Source organism: Streptomyces sp. KL109B (genome assembly GCF_030766935.1).
Lineage (GTDB): Bacteria > Actinomycetota > Actinomycetes > Streptomycetales > Streptomycetaceae > Streptomyces.
In genome coordinates this window covers 140,301-165,730 of sequence record NZ_JASERL010000008.1, presented here as the reverse complement: position 1 = coordinate 165,730, position 25,430 = coordinate 140,301, and the positions used below count along the sequence as shown (strand labels likewise).

Here is a 25,430-nt window from a genome sequence, read left to right as displayed (position 1 = left end):
GTCACGCGCTCTCCGCCCGCACCCGGTCGAGGGCCGTCTGCAGGTCCTCGGGGTAGTCGCTCTCGAACTCGACCCACCGGCCGTCCGACGGGTGCTCGAAGCCGAGCCGCACCGCGTGCAGCCACTGGCGCGTGAGGCCGAGCCGCTTCGCGATCGTGGGGTCCGCGCCGTACGTCAGGTCGCCGACGCACGGGTGCCGGTGCGCCGACATGTGGACGCGGATCTGGTGGGTGCGCCCCGTCTCCAGCTTGATGTCGAGGAGCGAGGCGGCACGGAAGGCCTCGATGAGGTCGTAGTGCGTGACGGACGGCTTGCCCTCGGCGGTCACGGCCCACTTGTAGTCGTGGTTCGGGTGCCGGCCGATGGGGGCGTCGATGGTGCCGCTCATGGGGTCGGGGTGGCCCTGCACCAGCGCGTTGTACCGCTTGTCCGGGACGCGCTCCTTGAACTGGCGCTTCAGCGACGTGTACGCCCGCTCCGACTTGGCGACGACCATCAGGCCCGACGTGCCCACGTCGAGCCGGTGCACGATGCCCTGGCGCTCGGCGGCGCCGGAGGTGGAGATCCGGTACCCGGCGGCGGCGAGGCCGCCGATCACGGTGGTCCCGGTCCAGCCGGGACTGGGGTGCGCGGCAACCCCCACAGGCTTCATGATCACAACAATGTCGTCGTCGTCGTGCACGATCTCCATGCCCTCGACGGGCTCGGCGACGATCTGTACGGGAGCGGGCGCCTGCGGCATCTCCACTTCCATCCAGGCACCGCCGTGCACCCGCTCGGACTTGCCCACGACGGAGCCGTCGACCTGGACCTTCCCGGCGGCGGCGAGCTCGGCGGCCTTGGTGCGGGAGAAGCCGAACATGCGGGAGATGGCGGCGTCGACGCGCTCGCCCTCCAGGCCATCGGGAACGGGCAGGGTGCGGATCTCGGGAATCGTGCTCACGCATCGAGTATGCAGGAGCCCACCGACACTCCCGCACACGAGGTCGCTGACCTCAGTCTTTGTGCACGGACCCGTCGGGGTCGATGCCGCGGAAGGACAGGATCACGATCAGGATGCCGCCGCACACGATCGCCGAGTCGGCGAGGTTGAACACCGGGTAGTGCTTCGGCGCGATGAAGTCCACGACGGCGCCCTCGAAGATGCCCGGCGCCCGGAAGATCCGGTCCGTGAGGTTGCCGAGGGCCCCGCCGAGCAGCAGACCGAGCGCGATCGCCCACGGCGTGCTGTAGAGCTTCCTGGCAAGGCGCGCGATCACGACGATCACGGCGGCCGCGATCAGGGTGAAGATGATCGTGAAGGCCTCGCCGATGCCCCAGGCGGCGCCCGGGTTCCTGATCACTTCGAGCTGCAGCCAGTCACCGAGGACCTGGATCGAGTCGCGGTGCTCCAGCTTCGCCACCACGATCAGCTTGCTGCCCAGGTCCAGGAGGTACGCGAGGGCGGCCACGACGAACAGCGCGGCGATCCGCCGCTTGCCCTTCGGCCGCTCCTGGACCTGCTCCTCGGCCTGCTCCGGCTCGGCTGCCCCCGCATCCGGGGAATCCGGCGTACCGATGATGCGCTCCGCCTCTGCCACGTGAGTCCCTCAACCTAGTACCTGACTGAGGACGAGAGTACGGCACGCCCGGACGCGCCCATATGGTCCGGTGCCCGGCGCGACGCCCGGTGCCGACGCTCAGTGGCGCCGACACTCAGTGGCTCAGTAGCGGCGCTCCTGCTTCTGCTTGCACTCCACGCACAGGGTCGCCCTGGGGAACGCCTGCATGCGCGCCTTCCCGATGGGGTTCCCGCAGTTCTCGCAGAGCCCGTACGTCCCCGCGTCGAGGCGCTCCAGGGCGCGCTCGGTCTGCAGCAGCATCTCGCGCGCGTTGGCCGCGAGCGCCATCTCGTGCTCGCGGGTGATGTTCTTGGTGCCGGTGTCGGCCTCGTCGTCGCCGGCCCCGTCCCCGGAGTCGCGCATCAGGCCCGCGAGGCCCTCCTCGGCGGCGGCGATCTCGCTCCCGAGCCGCAGCACCTCGCTCTGCAGCTCGGCGCGCGCCTCCTCGGCCTCCTCCGGGGTCCAGGGATCCTCGCCCGGACGGACGGCCAGCTCGCCGGGCTCGGCGGTGCCGCGCGCCTTGGGTACCGCGCTCGGCTTCTTGGTCGCCGTGGCCGTGCCCTGCGTCTTCTTCGCAACCACTGTCGTGGCTCCCGTCGTCTTCGCGGCCTCGGCCGCGCCCTCGGCCGCGGAGGCGACCGTCTTCTTCGCGCCCTTGCGCCCGCCCGACCGGCCGGCGCCGTCCCCCTTCTCCCCCACGCCGAGGGCCCCTTCTGCGTGGGCGTCGACCTTCCCGGCCCCCGCCCCCTCAGCCTTCGCACCCCCGGCGGACGTGGCCCCGTCCGCCTTCTTGGTGACGCTCTTCTTCACCGCGGCCTTCTTGGCCGCGGCTGCCCCACCCGCTGTCTTCTTGTCCACGGCCGTCTCGTTCGCGGCCTCCTCGCCTACGGCGGTCCCGCCCGCAGCCTTCTTGGCCGCGGCTGCCCCGCCCACGGCCTTCTTGCTCGCGGATGTCTCACCCGACGCCGTCTTCTTGCTTGCGCTCTTCGCCGACGCCGCCTTCTTGGTCGCTGCCTTCTCGGGAGCCGCCTTCGTAGCGCCCTCCTCCGTGACAGCCGCCTTCGTAGCGGCCGCCTTCGTGGAGGCGGCTTTCGTAGCGCCCTCTTCCGTAACAGCCGCCTTCGTAGCGGCCGCCTTCGTGGAGGCAGCTTTCGTAGCGGCGCTCTTCGTAGACGTGGCTTTCGTGGCAGTGCTCTTCGTAGACGCGGCCTCCGTGGACCTCGCCGTCGTAGCCGTCGCCTTCGTAGCCGTCGCCTTCTCCGGCGCCGCCTTCGTAGCCGTCGCCTTCTCGGCCTTGGCCGTGCTCGCGGAACCGTTGGCCTTCTTGTGGGCGGTCGCGTGCGACGCGGCGGCCGGCTTCTTCTTGCCGGTGGGGGTCTCCTTCGGCTTCGACGTCGCCGACGTCGAAGCCTTCGCTCCGGCCGCGCCCTTCCCGGCACCGCCGGAGGCCGCCGCGTCCGTGGTTCTCCTGGACTCCGACTGATGAACGGCGGTCTTCTTCGCCACCATGGTCGCGGCCCCTTCACAATTTGTGATCTTGCTCGCGAATCGTGCTGGGACGATAAATCGACTCCAGGTCCGCGGCAACGGGGCACTCCACCGGATCCGACCCCTTGCGAAGGCCTCGCGACCGCCACGCGACGAACCTGCAAGCGTTGTGCCCAGCTCCCCGCCCGGTAATCCGCCGGTCGCCCGTCCGGCCCCGGCGCGCGGAGTGACCGGCCAGGATCGGACAGTCCGCGTATGGCCATTCGGGTCACCGGGCGCACCCGCACCCCGCCCTCCCACACCCCCGTGAAAACCGGTCGGCCGCGCCCTCCCGGGCGCCGTACACTGGGCGGTGCGAGAAGCGTGGATGGGGCCGAGTAGCGGCGTACGCAGCCAAGAGCGAACCGGGGACGGTGGAAGCCCGGTGGCGAGCGCGACGCGAAGATCACCCCGGAGCCGCCGGAAGAACGCCGCAGCGCACAGCCCGCGGCCAGTAGACCCGGCATCGCGACCCCAATGAGGGGGCTCACCGGAGCGCACCACGCCCCGGCGGGCCAAGAAGGGTGGTACCGCGGGAGCGCGCCGCACACGGCGCAGCGCAAGGCTCTCGTCCCTTCGACGGAAGAAGGCAGATCCGCCGGAGGAAGACTGATGACGCAGTACCGCCAGGTGCCCGCCCAGGTCGACCTGCCCGCCCTCGAGCACGCGGTGCTCGACTTCTGGGACGAGCAGAAGATCTTCGCCAAGACCCTGGAGCAGTCCGAGGGGCGCCCCGAGTGGGTGTTCTACGAGGGCCCGCCCACGGCCAACGGCATGCCGGGCGCCCACCACATCGAGGCCCGCGTCTTCAAGGACGTGTTCCCCCGCTTCCGCACCATGCGCGGCTACCACGTGGCCCGTAAGGCGGGCTGGGACTGTCACGGCCTCCCGGTGGAGCTGGCGGTCGAGAAGGAGCTCGGCTTCAGCGGCAAGAAGGACATCGAGGCGTACGGCATCGCCGAGTTCAACGCCAAGTGCCGCGAGTCCGTGACCCGGCACACCGACGCCTTCTCCGAGCTGACGACCCGCATGGGTTACTGGGTCGACCTCGACGACGCGTACCGGACGATGAACCCGGAGTACGTCGACTCGGTCTGGTGGTCGCTGAAGGAGATCTTCAACAAGGGCCTGCTGGTCCAGGACCACCGCGTCGCCCCCTGGTGCCCGCGCTGCGGCACCGGCCTCTCCGACCACGAGCTGGCCCAGGGCTACGAGACGGTCGTGGACCCCTCGGTCTATGTCCGTTTCCCCCTCACCTCCGGTCCGCTGGCGGGTCAGGCCGCGCTCCTGATCTGGACGACGACCCCGTGGACCCTGGTGTCCAACACGGCGGTCGCCGCGCACCCCGACGTGACGTACGTCGTCGCCACGAACGGCGAGGAGAAGCTCGTCGTCGCCGAGCCGCTCGTCGAGAAGGCGCTCGGCGAGGGCTGGGAGACGACCGGCGAGTCCTTCACCGGTGCCGAGATGGAGCGTTGGAAGTACCAACGTCCGTTCGAGCTCGTTGAGTTCCCGGCCGACGCGGGCGAGGCGCACTACGTCGTCAACGCCGAGTACGTGACGACGGAGGACGGCACCGGCCTCGTCCACCAGTCCCCCGCCTTCGGTGAGGACGACCTCAAGGTCTGCCGCTCGTACGGCATGCCGGTCGTGAACCCGGTCCGCCCGGACGGCACCTTCGAGGAGGAGCTCGACCTCGTAGGTGGCGTCTTCTTTAAGAAGGCCGACGAACGGCTGACCGAGGACCTCCAGAACCGCGGTCTGCTCTTCAAGCACATCCCGTACGAGCACAGCTATCCGCACTGCTGGCGCTGCCACACGGCGCTGCTCTACTACGCGCAGCCGTCCTGGTACATCCGCACCACGGCCATCAAGGATCGCCTCCTCCAGGAGAACGAGGAGACCAACTGGTTCCCGGAGACGGTCAAGCACGGCCGCTTCGGCGACTGGCTGAGCAACAACATCGACTGGGCGCTGTCCCGCAACCGCTACTGGGGCACCCCGCTGCCGATCTGGCGCTGCGAGGAGAACCACCTCACGTGCGTCGGCTCGCGCGAGGAGCTGGGCGGGCTGACGGGCACCGACCAGTCGTCCCTCGACCCGCACCGCCCGTACATCGACGACGTGACCTTCACGTGCACGCACGAGGGCTGCTCGCGGACAGCCGTGCGCGTGCCGGAGGTCATCGACGCCTGGTACGACTCGGGCTCGATGCCGTTCGCGCAGTACGGCTACCCGTACAAGAACAAGGAGCTCTTCGAGTCCCGCTACCCGGCGCAGTTCATCTGTGAGGCCATCGACCAGACGCGCGGCTGGTTCTACACACTGATGGCCGTCGGCACCCTCGTGTTCGACAAGTCGTCCTTCGAGAACGTGGTCTGCCTCGGCCACATCCTCGCCGAGGACGGCCGCAAGATGTCCAAGCACCTGGGCAACACCCTGGACCCGATCCCGCTGATGGACCGGCACGGCGCGGACGCGGTGCGCTGGTTCATGGCGGCCGGCGGCTCCCCGTGGGCGGCCCGCCGCGTCGGCCACGGCACCATCCAGGAAGTGGTACGTAAAACCCTCCTCACGTACTGGAACACGGTCGCCTTCCAGGCCCTGTACGCCCGTACGTCGGAGTGGGCGCCCAGCGAGGCCGACCCGGCGCCCGCCGACCGCACGGTCCTGGACCGCTGGCTGCTCAGCGAGCTGCACCTGCTGACGGCCGAGGTCACCAAGTCCCTTGAGGCGTACGACACCCAGCGCGCCGGCAAGCTGCTCTCGGCGTTCGTCGACGACCTGTCGAACTGGTACGTGCGCCGCTCGCGCCGCCGCTTCTGGCAGGGCGACAAGGCGGCCCTGCGCACCCTGCACGACGTGGTGGTGACGGTCACTCAGCTGATGGCGCCGCTCACGCCGTTCATCGCGGAGCGGGTCTGGCAGGACCTGGTCGTCCCGGTGACCCCGGACGCCGCGGAGTCGGTCCACCTGTCGTCGTGGCCGGAGGCCGACACGTCGGCGATCGACCCGACCCTGTCGACGCAGATGGCCCTGGTCCGCCGCCTCGTCGAACTCGGCCGCGCCACGCGCGCGGAGTCGGGCGTCAAGACCCGCCAGCCGCTCTCGCGCGCGCTGGTCGCGGCGACGGGCTTCGCCGCCCTCTCCCCCGAGCTTCAGGCCCAGATCACGGAGGAGCTGAACGTCTCCTCCCTGGCCTCCCTCTCGGAGGTCGGCGGCTCGCTGGTCGACACGACGGCCAAGGCCAACTTCCGCGCCCTGGGCAAGCGGTTCGGCAAGCGCGTCCAGGACGTCGCGAAGGCGGTCGCCAACGCGGACGCGGCGGCGCTGTCCCTGGCCCTGCGCGAGGGCAACGCCTCGGTCGAGGTCGACGGCGAGAAGATCGACCTCGCCCCGGACGAGGTCATCATCACGGAGACCCCGCGCGAGGGCTGGTCCGTGGCCTCGGACTCCGGCGCCACGGTGGCGCTCGACCTGGAGCTCACGGAGGAGCTGCGGCAGGCGGGCCTGGCCCGTGACGCGATCCGCCTGATCCAGGAGGCCCGCAAGAACAGCGGCCTGGACGTCGCGGACCGGATCGCCCTGCGCTGGACGTCCACGGACCCGGCGGTGATCTCGGCGCTGTCCGAGCACGCGGGCCTGATCGCCGACGAGGTCCTCGCCACGGACTTCGCCCAGGGCGAGCCGGACGACACGTACGGCTCCGCCTTCACCGACGAGGGCCTGAGCCTGACCTTCAGCCTCCGCAAGGCCTAGCCCCGCCCTGGGGGCTCCGCCCCCAGACCCCTCGCCCTCAATCGCCGGGCGGGCTTGATAAGTCAAGCCCGCCCGGCGATCGCGTGTCAGCCCTGACGACCACAATCAAGCCCCTGCGGCGATTGAGCAGCGGGGCCCGGGGCAGAGCCCCACGACCGGCGGCACGGTCGACCGCAACGATTCCCGCCCACCCCAAGCGCAACACAAAAGACCTTGGCCCGGATCGCAGAAACGATCCGGGCCAAGGTCTGAATGAATGCCGACGCCTAGCTACTACCAGGCGCTACGAGCAATACGCGCCGCTCAGTTGTCGTCCTCGTCAATGAGGAACCCACGCATCGGCGAGGGCGCCTGCCCCATCGGCTGCGGACCCTGCGGCCGCACCGGAGCCATCGGCTGCGTCATCGCGGGCGACATCTGCTGCTGGCCGCCCCCGTACGACGGGCCACCGTTCTGCTGGTTGCCGCCCATCGACTGGTTGCCACCGTAGGACGGCGCACCCGCACCGGCCGGAGCCATCGACGGCGCCGGGGACGGCGGCAGCGAGGCGGTCGCCGGCGTACGCGGCGGGGCCAGCGAGTCGTCGGCCTGGGTCTCCAGCTGGCGCAGCTGCGACTCCAGGTAGGACTTCAGACGCGTGCGGTACTCGCGCTCGAAGCCACGCAGGTCCTCGACCTTGCGCTCCAGCGTGGCGCGGGCGGACTCCAGGGAGCCCATCGCGACGCGGTGCTTCTCCTGCGCGTCCCGCTCCAGGGCGTCGGCCTTGGCACGGGCGTCACGCTCAAGACCCTCGGCACGGCTGCGCGCCTCGCCGACGATCTTGTTCGCCTCGGAGCGGGCCTCGGCGATCGCCTGGTCGGCGGTCTGCTGGGCCAGCGAGAGGACACGGGCGGCGCTGTCGCCACCGGGACCCTGACCGGGCTGCGGCAGCTGCGGGCCACCGTGGCCGCCCATGGGACCGCCCATCGGGCCGCCCATCGGACCCTGGCCCATCGGGCCGGGACCCTGCTGGCCGCCCTGCGGACCATGGCCACCCGGGCCGGCCGGCAGCTGCGGGGCACCGCTCGGCAGCTGGGGCGGACCACCCATGGGGCCGCCCATCTGCTGCTGCGGCGGGCCCGATATACCGGCGGGCACCGGGGCGCCGGGGCCTCGCATGCCCTGCGGGGGACCCTGCTGCTGGTCCTGCGGACCCTCGGGTCCACCAGGACCGCCGGGGCCGCCGGGCCCACCAGGACCGCCAGGGCCCTTGCGCATGCCGCCCTGCTGCTGGTTCTGCGCGGCGGCGCGGGTGGCTGCGGCGAGTTTCGCGCGCAGATCCTCGTTCTCACGTAGGAGACGGGTCAGTTCGGCTTCGACCTCATCGAGGAAGGCATCGACCTCGTCCTCGTCATAGCCTTCTCGGAGGCGGACGGTCGTGAACTGCTTGTTCCGCACGTCCTCGGGGGTCAACGGCATCTCTTCACCTCAACGTTGTCGTCGGCATTCGGCAAGACCGTATCGTTCACAGTCGCATCCCGACGTTCTGCACGATCGAGATCAGGACCCAGACGATGATCATCAGTACGAAGAAGGACAGGTCGAGCGCCACGCCCCCGAGACGCAGCGGCGGAATGAACCGCCGCAGAAGCTTCAGCGGTGGATCAGTGACAGTGTAAGTGGCCTCCAGAACGACCACCATCGCCTTGCCGGGTTGCCACGAGCGGGCGAACTGGAAGACGTAGTCCATGACCAACCGAAAGATCAGCACGATGAGGAAACACATCAGCGCGACGTAGAGCACCTGCATTACCACGCCCATCTCGGCGGTTCCCTCTCCCCTGTGTCTCGTGCTGCGCGACTAGCCAAGCTAGCCGTTGAACTAGTGCTGCGTCTCAGCTCTGGTTGAAGAACCCGCCCTCTGCGATACGGGCCTTGTCCTCCGCCGTGACATCGACGTTAGCAGGCGACAACAGGAACACCTTCTGTGTCACTCGCTCGATGCTTCCGTGAAGACCGAACACAAGACCGGCCGCAAAGTCGACAAGTCGCTTCGCATCGGTGTCGTCCATCTCCGTCAGATTCATGATCACCGGAGTGCCCTCACGGAAGTGTTCCCCGATGGTACGGGCCTCGTTGTAGGTCCGGGGGTGCAAAGTGGTGATGCGGTAGGGCTCCCGCTCGGACACGACCTTGGGCATGATCACCGGTGCGTTCTTCTCCAGGCTCTGACGTTCAGGTGTGATGGATGCCACGGGGGCGATTCGTGCCGGACGTCCGGATTCAGCGGCGAGCGAAGCAGGTTGGCGCACCGGTTCACGCTGCGCCGGGGGCTGCACCACTCTGACCGATTCCTCCACATCCGTCGCGGAATGGGAGCTGTGTGACTGATGCGACGGCTCGTGCCGTCGACGGTCACGCTCGGGCTCCGGGTCGAGTTCGGGCTCGAAGTCGTCATCGGGGTCGAACCCCCGGCCGTCGTACCCATCGTCCTCCACGAGGCCGAGGTAGACCGCCATCTTGCGCATCGCGCCGGCCATGCTCTGAGTCCTCCGCTCTGTGGTGGATCGACTGACGTCAACCAAAGTGCCCGCGATCCACGTGGCCTCCCCGCCCATCAGCGGGAATGACCATATTTTCTGCTGTGGTCCGACTTCTTCGCGACGTTACCCGAGCCTGGGTCGGACACCGAGGACCGCCGTACCGACGCGCACATGTGTCGCTCCGGCCGCCACGGCCTGCTCGAGATCCGAACTCATCCCTGCCGAGACCATGTTCGCAGCCGGATGGGCCACGCGCAGGTGAGTCGACAAATCCATGAGCCGCTCGAACGCCGCCTGTTGCCGCCCCGCGTACTCCCCGGTGAGCGGCGCGACGGTCATCAGACCGTCGAGTCGCAAGCCCGGCGCTTCGGCCACGCGAGCGGCCAACTCCTCCACTCCGCCGGGGCCGATGCCCCCGCGCTCTCCCCGGCCGTCCGCACCGGCGTCGAGCGCGACCTGGATCAGGCAACCCAGCTCGCGTTCGGCCCGCACGGCTTCCTTGGAGAGGGCCGTGACGAGCTTGGCGCGATCGACGGACTGCACCAGGTCGGCATAACTCGCCACGGAACGGACCTTGTTGGTCTGAAGCTGACCGACAAAGTGCCACGTAAGCGGCAGATCCGAGCATTCCGCGGCCTTGGGCGCCGCGTCCTGGTCCCGGTTCTCCGCCACGTGCCGCACCCCGAGCCCGGACAGGATCCGTACGTCGCTCGCGGGGTAGGTCTTCGTGACCACGATGAGGGTCACATCATCCCGCTTGCGCCCGGCCGCCTCGCAGGCCGCGGTGATACGTTCCTCCACCGCGGCCAGGTTCGAGGCGAGCTCCGCCGTACGGCCTTGAAGGTTCGTCATGTCGTCTCAGTCCAGCCAGACATAGCCGGCGAGTCGGCCGGTGGCCTTGTCGCGGCGGTACGAGAAGTGATCGTGCGACTCAAGTGTGCACACCGGCGACTGCTCCCGGTCACGCACCCCGAGCCGCTCCAGCTGGGCGTGGACCCCGGCGGTCACATCGACGGCCGGGGTGCCCCAGCTGGTCTCGGCGTACGCCGCCGGCTCCACCGCGGCGACCTCGGCCCGCATCACGGCCGGGACCTCGTAGCAGCGACCGCAGACCGCGGGCCCCGTGCGGGCGATGATCCGGGAAGGCTCGGCGCCCTGCTCCACCATCGCCTCCACCGCGGCGGGCACCACCCCGGCGACCATGCCGGGCCGCCCCGCGTGCGCGGCGGCGACGACTCCGGCGACCGGGTCGGCGAGGAGTACGGGGGTGCAGTCGGCGGTGAGCACGGCGGGGGCGAGCCCGCGCCGCGTGGTGACGAGCGCGTCGACGCGTGGAATGTCGGCTTCGGCGGCCCAAGGTCCGTCCACGACCGCGACGTCGGGGCCGTGCACCTGGTTCATCCACACGACCCGGGAGGGGTCGAGGCCGAGCGCCCCGGCCGCCAGTTCCCGGTTGCGCAGGACGGCTTCGGGGTCGTCGCCGACCGCGCCGCCGAGGTTCAGCTCCTCGTACGGAGCGGCGCTCACCCCGCCCCACCGGTCGGTGAAGGCGAAGTGGGCGCCACTCGTAGAAGACACAGTGTGATGTTGTCCTATCACTGTCGCGTCGTGGTTACTTGAGGAAGTCCGGCACGTCGAGCTCCTCGGCCTGGCTGTCCGGGTAGGACGGCCGGGGAACCTGCGGCGGGGCGGGCGGAGCCGCCGGGGCCTCGTTCACCGGGGCGGGCGCCTCGGCCGGCGGGGCCGGGGCCGGCGTCTGCGGCTGGGGCTCCTCGCGCTGGGTCACGCTGCCGAGGTTGCCGAAGGACGGACGCGCGGGCTCGGGGGCCGGCGTCGAGGGCCGCGGCGGCGTCGCCGGTTCCTCGCGCTTGGCGTTCTGCGAACCCACCACGTTCTCCCGCTTGTTCGGCGGCTGTCCGCCGTCGAAGCCGGCGGCGATGACGGTGACCCGCACCTCGTCGCCGAGCGCGTCGTCGATGACGGCGCCGAAGATGATGTTCGCCTCGGGGTGGGCCGCCTCGCTGACCAGTTGCGCGGCCTCGTTGATCTCGAAGAGACCGAGGTCCGAGCCGCCGGAGATGGAGAGCAGCACGCCGCGGGCGCCGTCGATGGACGCCTCCAGGAGTGGCGAGGAGATCGCCATCTCGGCCGCTGCCACCGCGCGGTCGTCGCCGCGCGCGGAGCCGATGCCCATGAGGGCCGAACCCGCCTCGGACATCACGGACTTCACGTCCGCGAAGTCGAGGTTGATGAGGCCCGGGGTGGTGATGAGGTCGGTGATGCCCTGAACACCGGAGAGCAGGACCTGGTCCGCCGACTTGAAGGCGTCGAGGACGGAGACCTGCCGGTCCGAGATGGACAGGAGCCGGTCGTTCGGAATGACGATGAGGGTGTCGACCTCTTCGCGGAGCTCGGCGATGCCGTCCTCCGCCTGGTTCGCCCGGCGCCGGCCCTCGAAGGTGAACGGCCGTGTGACCACACCGATCGTGAGGGCGCCCAGCGAGCGCGCGATGTTGGCCACGACGGGTGCGCCGCCGGTGCCGGTGCCGCCACCTTCACCGGCGGTGACGAAGACCATGTCGGCCCCCTTGAGGACCTCCTCGATCTCCTCGCGGTGGTCCTCGGCCGCCTTGCGGCCGACGCCCGGATTGGCTCCGGCGCCGAGTCCGCGGGTGAGTTCACGGCCGACGTCGAGCTTGACGTCCGCGTCGCTCATCAACAGGGCTTGCGCATCGGTGTTGATGGCGATGAACTCGACGCCCTTGAGACCGACCTCGATCATCCGGTTGATGGCATTGACACCACCGCCGCCGACACCGATGACTTTGATGACTGCGAGGTAGTTCTGCGGTGCTGCCACGTCGAAGGCCTCTCGCCTCGAGTTACGTGTCGCCGCCTCGCGTTGAACGGTGCGACGACTGATGCCGAATTGGGGCGGTCCGGACTACTAGTTGACTACTAGTCGACTGCCGACCCGAACCCTAACGCTGAAGTTTAGGGTTACCAGTGTGTCTGTTTCCTGGACTCTTCCGAACCTGACACTAAGTCGACAAGTGGCGCACGTTCAACGAACACGCCGAACCTCCCGTTTTTCTTTTCACCCTATGTGATCAGCCGTGTCGATGCCCAACCAGGGTGCTGGCCTGCGTCAATGTGCGTCAACTACCGGACACCGCAGGGGCCGTGGGAACACTCACGTCCAAGTGCCTCGCCTTCGGGGCGGCTTTCATGAGAGCGGTGAGGGTGCGCGCCTTCGCGGCGCCCTGCTCGCCACTCCCCCACTCGACGCTCCGCCCGCCGGTCAGCTCCAGCGAGATGGCGTCGTACGAACGCACCTTGACGACGCGTGCGTCCCGGGCGACCGGCTTCGGCAGCTGCCCGGCGACCCGCACCGCTTCGCGCACGAGCCGGTCCGGGTCGAAGCGCCGCAGGCTCGCCTCGGCGCCCTTCTGATCCGGCGTCAATTCGAGGCGGGGAACGCTCTTCAAGGGCTTGTCGACGGTGGCGAAACGAACGCCTTCGCGGTCGACTTCGACGAACTTGTCTGAATTTCCGCCGTCTTCGACAATCAGGACCGGCTTGCGCTCCGTCACTTTCAACCCGATTCCGTGCGGCCATGAACGGACCACATCAACCGCGTCAATTCGGGGCAATTTCCGGCGCAGCCGCTCCTCAATGGCATCCGTGTCGACGGAAATCAGTGGGGCGCCGACCGGTACGTCGGCCGCTTCGCGGACCTGAGACGGCGTCAGGACCCGGGTGCCGGAGGGCTTGACGCGCTCCACGCGCAGCCACGGCGAGCCGTACAGCAGCCAGGTGCCGCCCGCCCCGATCAGGACGAGCAGCACCGCTGCCACGACAAGGGTGCGCATGCTCGGCATGCGCACCCAGTGCGCGGCGGGGGGCGGCTCGGACTCCTCTGACGACTCTCGTTCGCGATCCGTCGTGGTGGGTCCGACCACTGGCACTCCCTTTTTCAGGCTCGGTTCGCCTCCGGGGCGCAGATGTCGGTGTCGAGAGCCCGACCGTGCTCAACCCTTCGGGCCTCCGCGCGCTCGAGCTCTCGACACCGACGCGCCCCTTCGGCTCACTCGCCGAGACGTCAGTGACGACGCGAGTTGATCGCCTCGTACACCATCCCGACGAGGAGTTCGTCGGCGTCCCTGCGACCGAACTCGGAGGCCGCGCGGGACATCTCGTACAGCTTGTGCGGGTCGGCGAGCACGGGCAGGACGTTGGCCTGGACCCACTCGGGGGTCAGTTCCGCGTCGTCGACCAGCAGGCCGCCGCCGGCCTTGACCACCGGCTGGGCGTTCAGCCGCTGTTCGCCGTTGCCGATGGGCAGCGGGACGTACGCGGCCGGGAGCCCGACGGCGGAGAGCTCGGCGACGGTCATCGCGCCCGCGCGGCAGAGCATCATGTCGGCCGCGGCGTACGCGAGGTCCATCCGGTCCACGTACGGTACCGGGATGTACGGGGGCATCCCCGGCATCTGCTGCACCTGCGGCAGTTCGTTCTTGGGGCCGACCACGTGCAGCACCTGGATGCCGGACTGCTGGAGCAGCGGTACGACGCGGGTCACGACCTCGTTCAGGTGGCGCGCGCCCTGGGAGCCGCCGGAGACGAGCAGCGTCGGCAGGTTCGGGTCGAGGCCGAACGCGGCGCGGGCCTCGGGGCGCACGGCAGCCCGGTCGAGCGTGGCGATGGTGCGGCGCAGCGGGATGCCGATGTAGCGGGAGCCGCGCAGCTTGCTGTCGGGCGTGGAGACCGCGACCTGCGCCGCGTACCGCGAGCCGATCTTGTTCGCCAGGCCGGGCCTGGCGTTGGCCTCGTGCACCACGATCGGCACCCCGAGGCGCTTGGCCGCGAGGTAGCCGGGCAGGGCGACGTACCCGCCGAAGCCGACGACCGCGTCCGCCTTCGTGCGCTCCAGGATCTGCTCGGCCGCCTTGATGGTGCCGCGAAGCCGTCCGGGGACGGTGATCAGTTCGGGCGTGGGCTTGCGCGGCAGCGGTACGGCGGGGATCAGGCCCAGTTCGTAGCCGCGCTCCGGTACGAGCCGGGTCTCAAGGCCGCGCTCCGTGCCCAGGGCCGTGATGCCCACGGTCGGGTCCTGCCTGCGCAGGGCGTCCGCGAGGGCGAGCGCCGGCTCGATGTGGCCGGCGGTCCCCCCACCGGCGAGTACGACATGCACCGAAATTCACCGCTCTCTGGACGTACGCGCCGAGGCGCGCCGTCGCATCGTGTTCCATCTCATCCCCCGGCCACCCGAACTGTGCCGCATGGCGAGCGCAGCCCGCGCCGCCGGCTCGTCCCGCGCGAACGCGATCAGCAGGCCTACGGCGAACATGGTCGGAAGCAGCGCGGACCCCCCGTACGAGAACAGCGGGAGCGGGACTCCGGCGATCGGCAGCAGGCCGAGCACCGCACCGATGTTGACCACGGCCTGGGCCGTGATCCACGTCGTCACGCCTCCCGCGGCATAGCGAACGAAGGGGTCCTCCGTGCGTCCGGCCACGCGGATACCCGCATAGCCTAGAGCCGCGAACAGGGCGAGCACCGACAGCGTCCCCGCCAAGCCCAGTTCCTCACCGGTGATGGCAAAGATGAAGTCGGTGTGCGCTTCGGGAAGTTGTCCCCATTTTTCCACACTCGCTCCGAGGCCCGAACCGAAGAGTCCTCCGGAGGCCAGGGCGTAGATCCCGTGCAGTCCCTGCCAGCACATGTCGCCGGGTCCGGCGTCGGAGCTGCCCAGGCAGGCCAGGCGCGCCATGCGGTTCGGGCTGGTCTTGATGAGGATCAGGCCGATCACGGCGGCCACGGAGAGCACGCCCACGAAGAGCCGGGTCGGCGCTCCGGCCGTCCAGAGCAGGCCGAAGAGGATCGCGGTCATCAGGATCGCGGTGCCCATGTCGCCGCCGAGCATGATCAGCCCGAGCAGCAGGAACGCCACCGGAACGAGCGGCACCAGCATGTGCTTCCACTGGGTCAACAGCCGCTTGTCGTGTTTACGCGCGAGGAGATCGGCGCCCCACAGGATCAACGCCATCTTCCCGAACTCGCTGGGCTGCAGCATGAAGGGGCCGCCGAGCGAGATCCAGTTCTGGTTGCCGTTGATCGACACTCCTATCCCGGGCACCTGCACCAGGACCATCAGGAAGACGCTGACGGCGAGTATCGGGTAGGCGAGCGCCCGGTGCAGTTTCACCGGCATCCGCATCGCGATCAGCAGCAGGATGCCGCCGAGCGCGGCCGCGACGAACTGCTTCTTGAAGAAGTACGAGCTGGACAGGCCCATCTGGAGGGCCGTGATCATCGAGGCCGAGTAGACCATGACCAGGCCGAGCACCGTGATGAGCAGCGCGGCCCCGATGATCAAGTAGTACGCGGTGAGCGGCCGGTCCCAGGCCCGCTTGGCCTGGCCGTACAGGACGCGTACGGGGTTGACGCGGGCCCGGTAGACCCTGCTGGTCTTCCGGGGCGGGGCCGCGGCGGGGCGCTGCTTGGTCGTGCGGGGCGGACTGCTACCGGCCATGACCGCCCCCCAGCGATGAGCCGTACGTCTGCGCTGCCACGTTCCCCTCCCGAAGGGTGCCCGGCGCGTCGCCGGGCGCCCTCTCGAGTCCCGTCAGACGCTGGTGCCGCCGAGTTCGCGGACCGCTGCCGCGAACGCGTCGCCACGCTTGTTGTAGTTGGTGAACATGTCCATCGACGCGCAGGCCGGGGCCATCAGCACGGTGTCCCCTTCGCGGGCGAGCCGCGCGGCCTCTTGCACCGCCGCCGACATCGCCCCAGTGTCGGTCCGGTCGAGGTCGACGACCGGGACTTCCGGGGCGTGTCGCTCCAGGGCTTCGCGGATCAGCGCGCGGTCGGCGCCGATCAGGACGACGCCCCGCAGCCGCTTGGCCGCGCCGGTGACCAGCTCGTCGAAGGTCGCGCCCTTGGCGAGTCCGCCCGCGATCCACACGATGGACTCGTACGCGGCCAACGACGCCTGTGCGGCGTGGGTGTTGGTGGCCTTGGAGTCGTCCACGTAGGAGACGCCGTTCACGTCGGCGACGTGCTCGATGCGGTGGGCGTCGGGGCGGAAGTTCCGCAGCCCTTCGCGTACGGCGCCCGGTTCCACGCCGAAGGCGCGGGCGAGGGCGGCGGCGGCGAGGGCGTTGGCGATGTTGTGCGGGGCCGGCGGGTTGACGTCCGTGACCTCGGCGAGTTCCTGGGCGTTCTTCTGCCGGTTATCGACGAAGGCGCGGTCGACCAGGATGCCGTCCACGACGCCGAGTTCGGAGGGGCCCGGGGTGCCCAGGGTGAAGCCGATGGCGCGGCAGCCCTCTTCGACGTCGGCCTCCTCGACCAGCTTCTCGGTCGCCCGGTCGGCCACGTTGTAGACGCAGGCGACCTGGTTGCCCTCGTAGATGCGGCCCTTGTCGGCGGCGTACGCCTCCATGGAGCCGTGCCAGTCGAGGTGGTCGGGGGCCAGGTTGAGCACGGCTCCCGAGTGGGCGCGCAGGGACGGGGCCCAGTGCAGTTGGTACGAGGAGAGCTCGACGGCGAACACGTCGTAGGCGTCGTCGCCTTCGAGGACGACGTCGATGATCGGCGTACCGATGTTGCCCACCGCGGCCGTGCGCAGGCCCGCCGCGTCCAGGATCGACGCGAGCATCTGCGTCGTCGTGGTCTTGCCGTTGGTGCCGGTGATGGCGAGCCAGGGCGCGGCGTTCGGGCCGCGCAGGCGCCAGGCGATCTCGACGTCGCCGACGACGTCTACGCCGGCGGCCGCGGCCTCGGCGAACAGCGGCGAGGTGGGCTTCCAGCCGGGCGAGGTGACGACCAGTTCGGTGCCCTCGGGCAGCGTGGTCGAGTCGCCGAGCTGGACGGAAATCCCCGCTTCTTTAAGAAGAGCGGCCTTTTCGCGGTGGGCCTCGCTGTCGCCGCCGTCCACGACGGTCACCGACGCGCCGAAGCCGGCCAGGGCGCGGGCGGCGCTGATGCCGCTCACGCCGAGACCGGCGACGGTGATGTTCATGCCCTGCCAGGAGCCCTGACCAGAAGTCACTTCTTGGCTGCCCATCCTGCGTAGAAGAGGCCGAGTCCGACGATCACGCACATGCCCTGGATGATCCAGAATCGGACCACCACAAGGACTTCGGACCACCCCTTGAGTTCGAAGTGGTGCTGGAGTGGCGCCATCCGGAAGACGCGCTTGCCGGTGAGGCGGAACGAGCCGACCTGGATGACGACGGACATCGTGATGAGCACGAACAGGCCGCCGAGCAGCGCCAGGAGCAGCTCGGTGCGGGAGCAGATCGCGAGGCCCGCGAGGGCGCCGCCGAGGGCCAGCGAGCCGGTGTCACCCATGAAGATCTTCGCGGGCGAGGTGTTCCACCACAGGAAGCCGAAACAGGCGCCCATCAGGGCCGATGCGACGACCGCCAGGTCGAGTGGGTCTCTGACTTCGAAACAGGCCCCTGGGTTGGTGAGCGTCTGCGCGTTGGCGCAGGACTCCTGGAACTGCCAGACGCCGATGAAGGTGTACGCGCCGAAGACCATCACGGAGGCGCCGGTGGCGAGGCCGTCGAGTCCGTCCGTCAGGTTCACGCCGTTCGACATCGCGAGAATCATGAACAGCGCCCAGACCACGAACAGGACCGGGCCGATCGACCAGCCGAAGTCCTCCACGAAGGAGAGCTTGGTGGAGGCGGGCGTGTTACCGCGCACATCCGCGAACTGCAGGGAGATCACCGCGAAGGCGATACCGACGATCAGCTGCCCGGCCATCTTGGCCTTGGCTCTCAGGCCCAGCGAACGCCGCTTGACGATCTTGATGTAGTCGTCGAGGAAGCCGACGAGCCCCATGCCCGCCATCAGGCCGAGCACGAGCAGACCCGAGAGGGTCGGCGCGGCGCCGGTGATCAGCTTGCTGAGGAAGTACGCGATGAGGGTCGCCAGGATGAAGGCGATACCACCCATGGTCGGCGTGCCGCGCTTGCTGTGGTGCTCGCGCGGGCCGTCGTCACGGATGAACTGGCCGTAGCCCTTGCGCGCGAGGAGCTTGATCAGAAGTGGCGTTCCGGCAAGCGTCAGGAAGAGACCGATGACTCCCGCGAACAGGATCTGCTTCATCATCAGGCATCAACCCCACCCTGCGCGTTCGCGAGCAGAGCCTGTGCCACGCTCTCCAGACCGACCGACCTGGATGCCTTCACGAGCACGACATCTCCCGGGCGCAGCTCGCTGCGCAGCAGGTCGATCGCCGCCTGTGCGTCGGACACGTGCACCGACTCCTCACCCCACGAACCCTCGTTATAGGCGCCCAGTTGCAGCCAGGACGCTTCCCTGCCCCCGACCGCAACGAGCTTGCTGACGTTGAGCCGGACGGCGAGCCGTCCGACGGCGTCGTGCTCGGTCAGCGACTCGTCGCCGAGCTCGGCCATCTGCCCGAGCACCGCCCACGTACGACGCCCCTTGCCCATGGCCACCAGCGCGCGCAGTGCCGCTCGCATGGACTCGGGGTTCGCGTTGTAGGCGTCGTTGACGATCGTGACGCCGTCCGGGCGCTCGGTGACCTCCATCCGCCAGCGGGACAGGTTGCCCGCCTCGGAGAGCGCGAGGGCGATCTCCTCCACGGACATGCCAAGGTCATGGGCGACGGCGGCCGCGGCGAGCGCGTTCGACACGTGGTGCTCACCGTACAGGCGCAAGGTCACTTCGCTGCACCCGGTGGGTGTGTGCAGGCTGAAGGCGGGCCGCCCGTTCTCCGTGAGCCGGACATTCTCGGCGCGTACGTCGGCGGACTCGGCCTCTCCGAAGAAGAGCACCTTCGCCTGCGTACGGGAGGCCATGGCGCGCACCAGCGGGTCGTCGGCGTTGAGGATCGCGGTGCCGTCGGCCGGCAGCGCCTCCACCAACTCGCCCTTGGCGACGGCGATCTGCTCGCGGCCGCCGAACTCGCCGATGTGCGCGGTCCCGACGTTCAGGACGACGCCGACCTTCGGGGGCGTGAGGCCCGTCAGGTACTTGATGTGGCCGATGCCGCGGGCGCCCATCTCCAGGACGAGGAAACGGGTCTCGTCGGTGGCGGTGAGCGCGGTCAGCGGCAGGCCGATCTCGTTGTTGAACGAGCCGGGCGTGAAGACCGTGTCGGCCTTGCGGCGCAGCACCTGGGCGATCAGGTCCTTGGTGCTGGTCTTGCCGGCCGATCCCGTGAGGCCCACCAGGGTGGCGCCGAGCCGGGCGACCACGTGCCGGGCCAGCGCGCCGAGCGCGGCCTGGACGTCGTCGACGACGATCGCGGGCACGCCGACCGGGCGCGACGCCAGGACGGCGGCGGCTCCCTTGTCGACGACCTCGCGCGCGTAGTCGTGTCCGTCGACCCGCTCGCCCACGAAGGCGGCGAAGAGGCTTCCGGGCTCGACCTTGCGCGAGTCGATGACGACCGGTCCTGTCACCTGGACCTGCGGATCCGGTATGTCGTACGTCTGCCCGCCGACGGCTGAGGCGATCTCGGCGAGGGAGAGGGCGATCACAACTTCATCCCTGGGTTTTCTGTTGGTCGACGGTGGCCGCGGAGGCCTCGATGGCCGCGCGCAGCACCAGGCGGTCGTCGAACGGACGGACCACACCGGCGATGTCCTGGCCCTGCTCGTGGCCCTTGCCCGCGACGAGCACCGTGTCGCCGGGCTCGGCGCGCGCGACGGCGGCGGCGATGGCCGCGGCCCGGTCCTCGAACACGGCGACGTCGCCGCGCTCGTGGGCCGGTACGTCGGCGGCGCCGGCGAGCATCGTGGCGAGGATCGCGAGGGGGTCCTCGGAGCGCGGGTTGTCGGAGGTGAGGATGGCCGTGTCGGCGTACCGCGCGGCGGCTGCGCCCATCGGCATCCGCTTGGTCTTGTCGCGGTCGCCGCCGCAGCCGAGCACGATGTGCAGCTTGTTCTCTGTGACCTTGCGCAGCGCCCGAAGCACGGACTCCACAGCGTCGGTCTTGTGCGCGTAGTCGACGACGGCGAGGTACTTCTGGCCCGCCTCCACGCGCTCCAGGCGGCCGGGCACACCGGGCACCGCGGCGACGCCGTCGGCGGCGGTCTGCGGGTCGATCCCGGCGACGGCGAGGGTGACGATCGCGGCGAGGGTGTTCGCGACGTTGAAGGGGCCCGCGAGCGGCGACTTGGCGGTGATCCGCTCGCCCTTGGGGCCGATGACGGTCAACGTCGAGTCGAAGGGCCCGACTTCGACGTCCTCGGCGCGCCAGTCGGCGTCCGGGTGGCCCTCCGCGGAGAACGTGACGACCGGGACCTCGGACTCGTCGATGAGCCGGCGCCCGTACTCGTCGTCGTAGTTCACGACGCCCTGTTTGCTGCGCGCCTTCGTGAACAGCTGGGCCTTCGCCTGGAAGTAGTCCTCCATGTCGGAGTGGAACTCCATGTGCTCCGGGCTCAGGTTGTTGAAGACGCCCACGTCGAAGACGCAGCCGTCGACCCGGCCCAGCACGAGGGCGTGGCTGGAGACCTCCATGGCGACGGCGTCGGTGCCGCGCTCGCGCATGACCGCGAACAGCGCCTGGAGATCGGTGGCTTCGGGGGTGGTGCGCTCGGACTTGATGCGCTCGTCGCCGATCCGCATCTCGACGGTGCCGATGAGGCCCGTGTTGCGTACGGCCTTCAGCCCGCCCTCGATGAGGTACGCGGTGGTGGTCTTGCCCGAGGTACCGGTGATGCCGATCTGGAGCAGGTCCTTGCCGGGATGGCCGTAGATCGTGGCGGCCAGCTCGCCCATCCGGCCGCGCGGGTTGTCCACGACGAGCGGGACCAGGCCGGCCTCGGACACCCGCTGCCAGCCCGCCGGGTCGGTGAGCGCGGCGACGGCGCCGAGGGACGCGGCCTGCGTGGCGAAGTCGGCGCCGTGCGCGCGGGCTCCGGGCAGCGCCGCGTACAGGTCGCCGGGGCGCACCGCGCGGGAGTCGTGGGTGATGCCGGTGACCGAGACGGTGGCCTGGGGCGCTTGGACACCCAGTTGACCGGCGAGGTCCGCGAGAGGTGTGGCGGAGACCTCGACCGGTCGCGGCGGCCCGGGGTATGTCACGGGTGCGCCCTTCTGGGTGGTTTGGGACTGATCAGCGTGTGGCACGGCGTGAGCGTACCGGGCGCACCCCGCCCTCGGCGAAGCGAGGGGCGTGGCGCGGGGCGGTTCCCCGGATCAGGGGTGACGACCATCACCAAGATCACCGCCTGTCACGGCTCGAACGTCACGGGCAGCCGGGCCGGCTTGTGGCCGGTGGGCGGGGTCTGAAGGGTCTTCAGGGAGAACTCCATGACCTTCTTGTAGATCGGGCCACAGATCTGGCCGCCGAAATAGCTGCCCTTCGTGGCGTTCTGGATGGCGCAGTAGACGGTGACGCGCGGCTTGTCGGCGGGCGCGAAACCGGCGAACGAGGACGTGTACCCCTTGTAGCGGCCGGTGGCCGGATCCACGCGGTTGGCCGTGCCCGTCTTGCCCGCGACGCGGTAGCCGGGGATGCGGGCCTTCGTACCGGTGCCCTCTTCGTCGTCGACCACGGACTCCAGCATCTGCGCGACCGTCTTGGCGGTCTTCTCGCTGACGACGCGGGTCTCCTTGGGCTTCGGCGCGGGCGTGAACCGCCCGTCGGGGCCCTTGGTGCCGCGTACGAGCGTCGGCTCGACCCGTACGCCGCCGTTGGCGATGGTCGAGTAGACGGAGGCGGCCTGCATCGCGTTGATGGAGAAGCCCTGCCCGAAGGGGATCGTGTACTGCTGCGACGTGGACCACTTGGCGGCGGGCGCGAGGATGCCGGAGGTCTCGCCGGGGAAGCCGAGGCCGCTCTCCTGGCCGATGCCGAACTTGTGCAGGTACGAGTAGAGCGACTGGTTGGCCGCCTGCTGCGTCTTGCCGAGCTGGCCCGTCGCCAGGATGGTGCCGATGTTGCTGGACTTGGCGAGCACGCCGTTGAGCGTGAGGTGCCAGGTCGGGTGGTCGACGTCGTCCTGGAAGAGCCGGTCGCCCCGGTGCAGCCGGTTGGGCACGGTGACGTGGGTGCCGGGGGTGGCGGCCTTCTCCTCCAGGACGGCCGCCATCGACATGATCTTGGCGGTGGAGCCCGGCTCGTACGCGTCCTGGAGGGCGGCGTTGCCGAGGGCCTCGGCCTTGGCGTCGGCCAGGTCGTTCGGGTCGAAGCCCGGCGCGTTCGCCATGGCCAGGACCTCGCCGGTCTTGGTGTCCTGCACTATCACGTAGCCGCGGTCGGCCTTCGACTTCTTGACCTGCTCGTCGATGGCGTTCTGCGCGGCCCACTGGATGTCGCGGTCGATGGTCAGCTCGACGTCGGAACCGGGGACCGCGGGCTGCTCGGTGGTGCCGGCGGTGGGCACCTGGCGGCCGCCGGACTGGGCGTAGCGGATCTTGCCGGCCTTGCCCGCGAGCTCCTTGTTGAGCTGCTGCTCGACGCCTCCGCCGCCCTTGCCGTCGGCGTTCACCCAGCCGAGGACGCCCGCGGCGAGGTCGCCGTTCGGGTAGACGCGCTTGCTGCTGGGCTCGGACAGCACGCCGGACAGCACGCTCGCCGCGCGGCCCGCCTTGTTCGCCTTCTCGTTGAGCGTCGACTGAAGGTCCTTGATCTGCTTCCAGACCTGCGGCGTCTGCCGCGCGGCGAGCCGCACCCACCGGGTGTTCTTCGTCTTCAGCTTCTTGGTCAGCTCGGCCGCGTCGACCTCCAGGATCGGCGACAGGAGCGCCGCCGCCTGCTCCGGCGCGTCGTCGACCTTGGTCGCCTTCTTCGTGAACAGCGTCGGGTCGGCGGTGATGTCGTACGCGTCCACGCTCGCGGCGAGTTCGACGCCGCCGCGGTCCGTGATGCCGCCGCGCTCGGCCGCGATGGAGTGGCTGACGTACCGATTCAGCGCGGCCTTCGCGGCGTAGGCGCTGGCGTCGACGCCCTGCACCTGGAAGAGCCGCCCGACGAAGACCAGCAGGACCATCGTGAGGCCCAGGCTCACCATGCGCAGGCGCGGCTTGGGGCTGCCGAGGCGCAGCCGGGTGGCGGCCTTCGGCTTCGGCCTCGGCCTCGGCTTCGCCTGCTGCTTCGACGGGGCGGGGCGGGGGCGGCGGGCGGCGGACGGGCTCTGGCGCTGCTTGGGCTGGGGGCGGCGCTGCCCACCCTGTTGCCCGCCGCGCTGCGGCGTACGGGCCGGGCGCGCGGGTCCTGGCACGCGGCGGCGCGGGGGCTCCCTGTCGGTCATGGCGTCACCTGCCGGAGCTCGAAGGGGAGGGCTTCACGGTGGAGTTCGGACTCGCGGAGTCGGACGGCTTGGCGGAGGAGGACGTACCGGCGGACGGAGACGGGCTCCCGGAACCGGACGGCGACGCGCTCGCTCCCGGGGTTTTACGTACAACGTCCGGCGATTCCGTCGGCTCCGCGGGCGGCGGGGCCGGTGGCGCGGCGGCCGGGCTCGGCCTGCCCTTCACGGTGCCGTTCGGGTCGAGGAACGCCGGGTCGCCGCCGGGCACCATGCCGAGGCCGCGGGCGCGGCGCAGCAGGGCGTCGGGCGCCGAGTAGGCGTCGACCTCGCGCTGGAGCTGCTGCTCGTCGTCGGTGAGCTCGGTGGTCTGCTTCTTCAACTTGGTGACCTGGAACGACCCTTCGTTGAGCGAGGAGTTCAGCATCAGCAGCGTGATCAGCCCGCCGCCGAGGAGCAGCACGACGAGCAGGACGAACGGGGTGCGCGCGGCCTGTGTGCCGCCGGACGGGCCGAGCGGAAGGAACCGCGCGAGGCGGGCCGCCCTGCCGCGTACCGCACCTTTCGAGCCACTGCTTGCGCTCACGACCACCCCTCCACGCGCGCGTACGTCACTCGGCCCTCACCCTTACTCGGTCCTCACCCTTCGACATCCTCACGGATGCGCTGCGCACCCCGCAGCCGTGCCGGGGCGGCCCGGCGGTTCTCGGCGACCTCTTCCTCCGTGGGGAGTTCGGCGCCGCGCGTCAGCAGCTTGAGGCGGGGCTGGAACTGCTCGGGGACGACCGGCAGGCCGGGCGGCGCCGTGTTGCTGGCTCCGGCCGCGAACACCTGCTTGACCAGCCGGTCTTCGAGCGAGTGGTACGAAAGGACGGCGATCCGGCCGCCGACCGCGAGCGACTTCACGGCCCCCGGGATGGCCCGCTCAAGCACGCTCAGCTCGCCGTTGACCTCGATGCGCAGGGCCTGGAAGGTGCGCTTGGCGGGGTTGCCTCCGGTGCGCTTGGCGGCCTGCGGCAGCGAGTCACGGATCAGCTCGACGAGCCGGGCGCTGTTGCTGAACGGCTCCTTCTCGCGCTCGCGCACAATGGCCGAAACAATGCGCTTGGCCTGCTTCTCCTCGCCGTACTGGCGCAGGATCCGCACCAGTTCACCGGGCGGGTACGTATTGAGGACCTCGGCGGCGCTCGCCCCGGTCGTCTGGTCCATGCGCATGTCGAGCGGCGCGTCCTGCGCGTACGCGAAGCCGCGGTCGGCCTCGTCGAGCTGCATGGAGGAGACGCCGAGGTCGAACAGGACGCCCTGCACCTTCGGGATGCCCAAGCGGTCGAGGACCTCGGGCAGTTCGTCGTAGACGGCGTGCACGAGGGTGGCCCGGTCGCCGAAGGGCGCGAGGCGCTCCCCGGACAGCCGCAGCGCCTCCTTGTCGCGGTCGAGCGCGACGAGGCGGCAGGACGGGAACGTGGCGAGCAGCGCCTCGCTGTGCCCGCCGAGGCCGAGCGTGCAGTCGACGACGACCGCGCCCGGCTGCGCCAGGGCGGGTGCCAGCATGTCCAAGCAGCGCTGGAGCATGACGGGGACGTGTCGCTGCTGGCTCAAGAGGCCCTCTCAGGTCCGGCGTGCCGACGAGACGTACGCACTGCCGGGTCCCCGCCCGCTCGTGAAGGGGAAGGTGGTCCGTCGGCGCCGGGGAAGTGACGCCGGCCGACCGGAGCGGGAGGAGGCCGAGCCGTACGTACGCGCCGCGCACGCGGGGAGCGCTCCGGCGGGCGCCT

21 protein-coding genes are annotated in these 25,430 nt (G+C 70.1%); 2 read left to right on the top strand and 19 right to left on the bottom strand.

Translation table 11 applies throughout. The annotated features are described in order from the left end of the window. Nucleotide 1 precedes the first annotated feature (1 nt). From RBJ65_RS26395 to RBJ65_RS26385, 3 genes are all read right to left on the bottom strand, one after another. Nucleotides 2-943 (bottom strand): RluA family pseudouridine synthase, encoded by a 942-nt coding sequence (locus RBJ65_RS26395; RefSeq protein WP_306321266.1) that lies wholly within the window; start codon nt 941-943, stop codon nt 2-4. Nucleotides 944-995: 52 nt separating this feature from the next. After that, nucleotides 996-1,580 carry a signal peptidase II gene (gene lspA, locus RBJ65_RS26390; protein WP_306321267.1) on the bottom strand — a complete coding sequence of 195 codons (585 nt, stop codon included), beginning with the start codon at nt 1,578-1,580 and terminating at the stop codon, nt 996-998. A gap of 123 nt (nt 1,581-1,703) precedes the next feature. Next, nucleotides 1,704-2,459, bottom strand: a complete 756-nt coding sequence (locus tag RBJ65_RS26385; RefSeq protein WP_306321268.1) for a TraR/DksA family transcriptional regulator — start codon at nt 2,457-2,459, stop codon at nt 1,704-1,706. Between RBJ65_RS26385 and RBJ65_RS26380 the strand changes: the two genes are divergently transcribed. Together RBJ65_RS26380 and ileS are read left to right on the top strand one after the other, a co-directional pair. After that, complete coding sequence (locus RBJ65_RS26380; RefSeq protein WP_306321269.1) at nt 2,452-3,084, top strand: hypothetical protein; 633 nt, start codon at nt 2,452-2,454, stop codon at nt 3,082-3,084. The two genes, RBJ65_RS26385 and RBJ65_RS26380, sit on opposite strands and share 8 nt — an antisense overlap. Nucleotides 3,085-3,740: 656 nt before the next feature. Then, nucleotides 3,741-6,887 carry an isoleucine--tRNA ligase gene (gene ileS / locus RBJ65_RS26375; protein ID WP_306321270.1) on the top strand — a complete coding sequence of 1,049 codons (3,147 nt, stop codon included), beginning with the start codon at nt 3,741-3,743 and terminating at the stop codon, nt 6,885-6,887. Nucleotides 6,888-7,190: 303 nt separating this feature from the next. Here ileS and RBJ65_RS26370 read toward each other — a convergent pair whose 3' ends face one another. From RBJ65_RS26370 to rsmH, 16 genes are all read right to left on the bottom strand, one after another. Beyond that, complete coding sequence (locus RBJ65_RS26370; protein WP_306321271.1) at nt 7,191-8,345, bottom strand: DivIVA domain-containing protein; 1,155 nt, start codon at nt 8,343-8,345, stop codon at nt 7,191-7,193. Between the two features lie 46 nt (nt 8,346-8,391). Next, nucleotides 8,392-8,688, bottom strand: a complete 297-nt coding sequence (locus RBJ65_RS26365; protein WP_306321272.1) for a YggT family protein — start codon at nt 8,686-8,688, stop codon at nt 8,392-8,394. A gap of 73 nt (nt 8,689-8,761) precedes the next feature. Then, complete coding sequence (locus RBJ65_RS26360) at nt 8,762-9,406, bottom strand: cell division protein SepF (protein WP_306321273.1); 645 nt, start codon at nt 9,404-9,406, stop codon at nt 8,762-8,764. A gap of 126 nt (nt 9,407-9,532) precedes the next feature. Next, nucleotides 9,533-10,261 carry a YggS family pyridoxal phosphate-dependent enzyme gene (locus tag RBJ65_RS26355; RefSeq protein ID WP_306321274.1) on the bottom strand — a complete coding sequence of 243 codons (729 nt, stop codon included), beginning with the start codon at nt 10,259-10,261 and terminating at the stop codon, nt 9,533-9,535. 6 nt (nt 10,262-10,267) lie between these two features. After that, nucleotides 10,268-10,987: a peptidoglycan editing factor PgeF gene (pgeF, locus tag RBJ65_RS26350; protein WP_372341366.1), complete on the bottom strand. Its 720-nt coding sequence runs from the start codon at nt 10,985-10,987 to the stop codon at nt 10,268-10,270. Between the two features lie 34 nt (nt 10,988-11,021). Beyond that, entirely contained in the window at nt 11,022-12,269 is a 1,248-nt protein-coding gene (gene ftsZ / locus RBJ65_RS26345) for a cell division protein FtsZ (protein WP_306321276.1), read from the bottom strand. Between the two features lie 298 nt (nt 12,270-12,567). After that, entirely contained in the window at nt 12,568-13,371 is an 804-nt protein-coding gene (locus RBJ65_RS26340) for a cell division protein FtsQ/DivIB (protein ID WP_372341367.1), read from the bottom strand. Between the two features lie 140 nt (nt 13,372-13,511). Further along, the gene (gene murG, locus RBJ65_RS26335) at nt 13,512-14,603 is read right to left on the bottom strand and encodes an undecaprenyldiphospho-muramoylpentapeptide beta-N-acetylglucosaminyltransferase (protein ID WP_306321277.1); all 1,092 of its coding nucleotides are present in this window, start codon (nt 14,601-14,603) and stop codon (nt 13,512-13,514) included. Nucleotides 14,604-14,609: 6 nt separating this feature from the next. Beyond that, the gene (ftsW, locus tag RBJ65_RS26330; RefSeq protein WP_306321278.1) at nt 14,610-15,944 is read right to left on the bottom strand and encodes a putative lipid II flippase FtsW; all 1,335 of its coding nucleotides are present in this window, start codon (nt 15,942-15,944) and stop codon (nt 14,610-14,612) included. Between the two features lie 93 nt (nt 15,945-16,037). Further along, a complete protein-coding gene (gene murD / locus RBJ65_RS26325) occupies nt 16,038-17,435 on the bottom strand; it encodes a UDP-N-acetylmuramoyl-L-alanine--D-glutamate ligase (protein ID WP_306321376.1) in 1,398 nt (465 codons plus the stop codon). A gap of 26 nt (nt 17,436-17,461) precedes the next feature. Then, nucleotides 17,462-18,535: a phospho-N-acetylmuramoyl-pentapeptide-transferase gene (gene mraY, locus RBJ65_RS26320; RefSeq protein ID WP_306321279.1), complete on the bottom strand. Its 1,074-nt coding sequence runs from the start codon at nt 18,533-18,535 to the stop codon at nt 17,462-17,464. Next, nucleotides 18,535-19,935, bottom strand: coding sequence for a UDP-N-acetylmuramoyl-tripeptide--D-alanyl-D-alanine ligase (murF, locus tag RBJ65_RS26315; protein WP_306321280.1), 1,401 nt, complete (start codon nt 19,933-19,935; stop codon nt 18,535-18,537). Before murF ends, mraY begins: the two co-directional genes overlap by 1 nt. Nucleotides 19,936-19,939: 4 nt before the next feature. Continuing rightward, nucleotides 19,940-21,487: a UDP-N-acetylmuramoyl-L-alanyl-D-glutamate--2,6-diaminopimelate ligase gene (locus tag RBJ65_RS26310; RefSeq protein WP_306321281.1), complete on the bottom strand. Its 1,548-nt coding sequence runs from the start codon at nt 21,485-21,487 to the stop codon at nt 19,940-19,942. Nucleotides 21,488-21,636: 149 nt separating this feature from the next. Then, on the bottom strand, nt 21,637-23,658 hold the full coding sequence (locus RBJ65_RS26305; protein WP_306321282.1) for a penicillin-binding protein 2: 2,022 nt from the start codon (nt 23,656-23,658) through the stop codon (nt 21,637-21,639). A 4-nt stretch (nt 23,659-23,662) separates the two neighbouring features. Continuing rightward, nucleotides 23,663-24,241 (bottom strand): septum formation initiator family protein, encoded by a 579-nt coding sequence (locus RBJ65_RS26300; RefSeq protein WP_306321283.1) that lies wholly within the window; start codon nt 24,239-24,241, stop codon nt 23,663-23,665. A gap of 53 nt (nt 24,242-24,294) precedes the next feature. Further along, on the bottom strand, nt 24,295-25,254 hold the full coding sequence (rsmH, locus tag RBJ65_RS26295; RefSeq protein WP_306321284.1) for a 16S rRNA (cytosine(1402)-N(4))-methyltransferase RsmH: 960 nt from the start codon (nt 25,252-25,254) through the stop codon (nt 24,295-24,297). Nucleotides 25,255-25,430 lie beyond the last annotated feature (176 nt).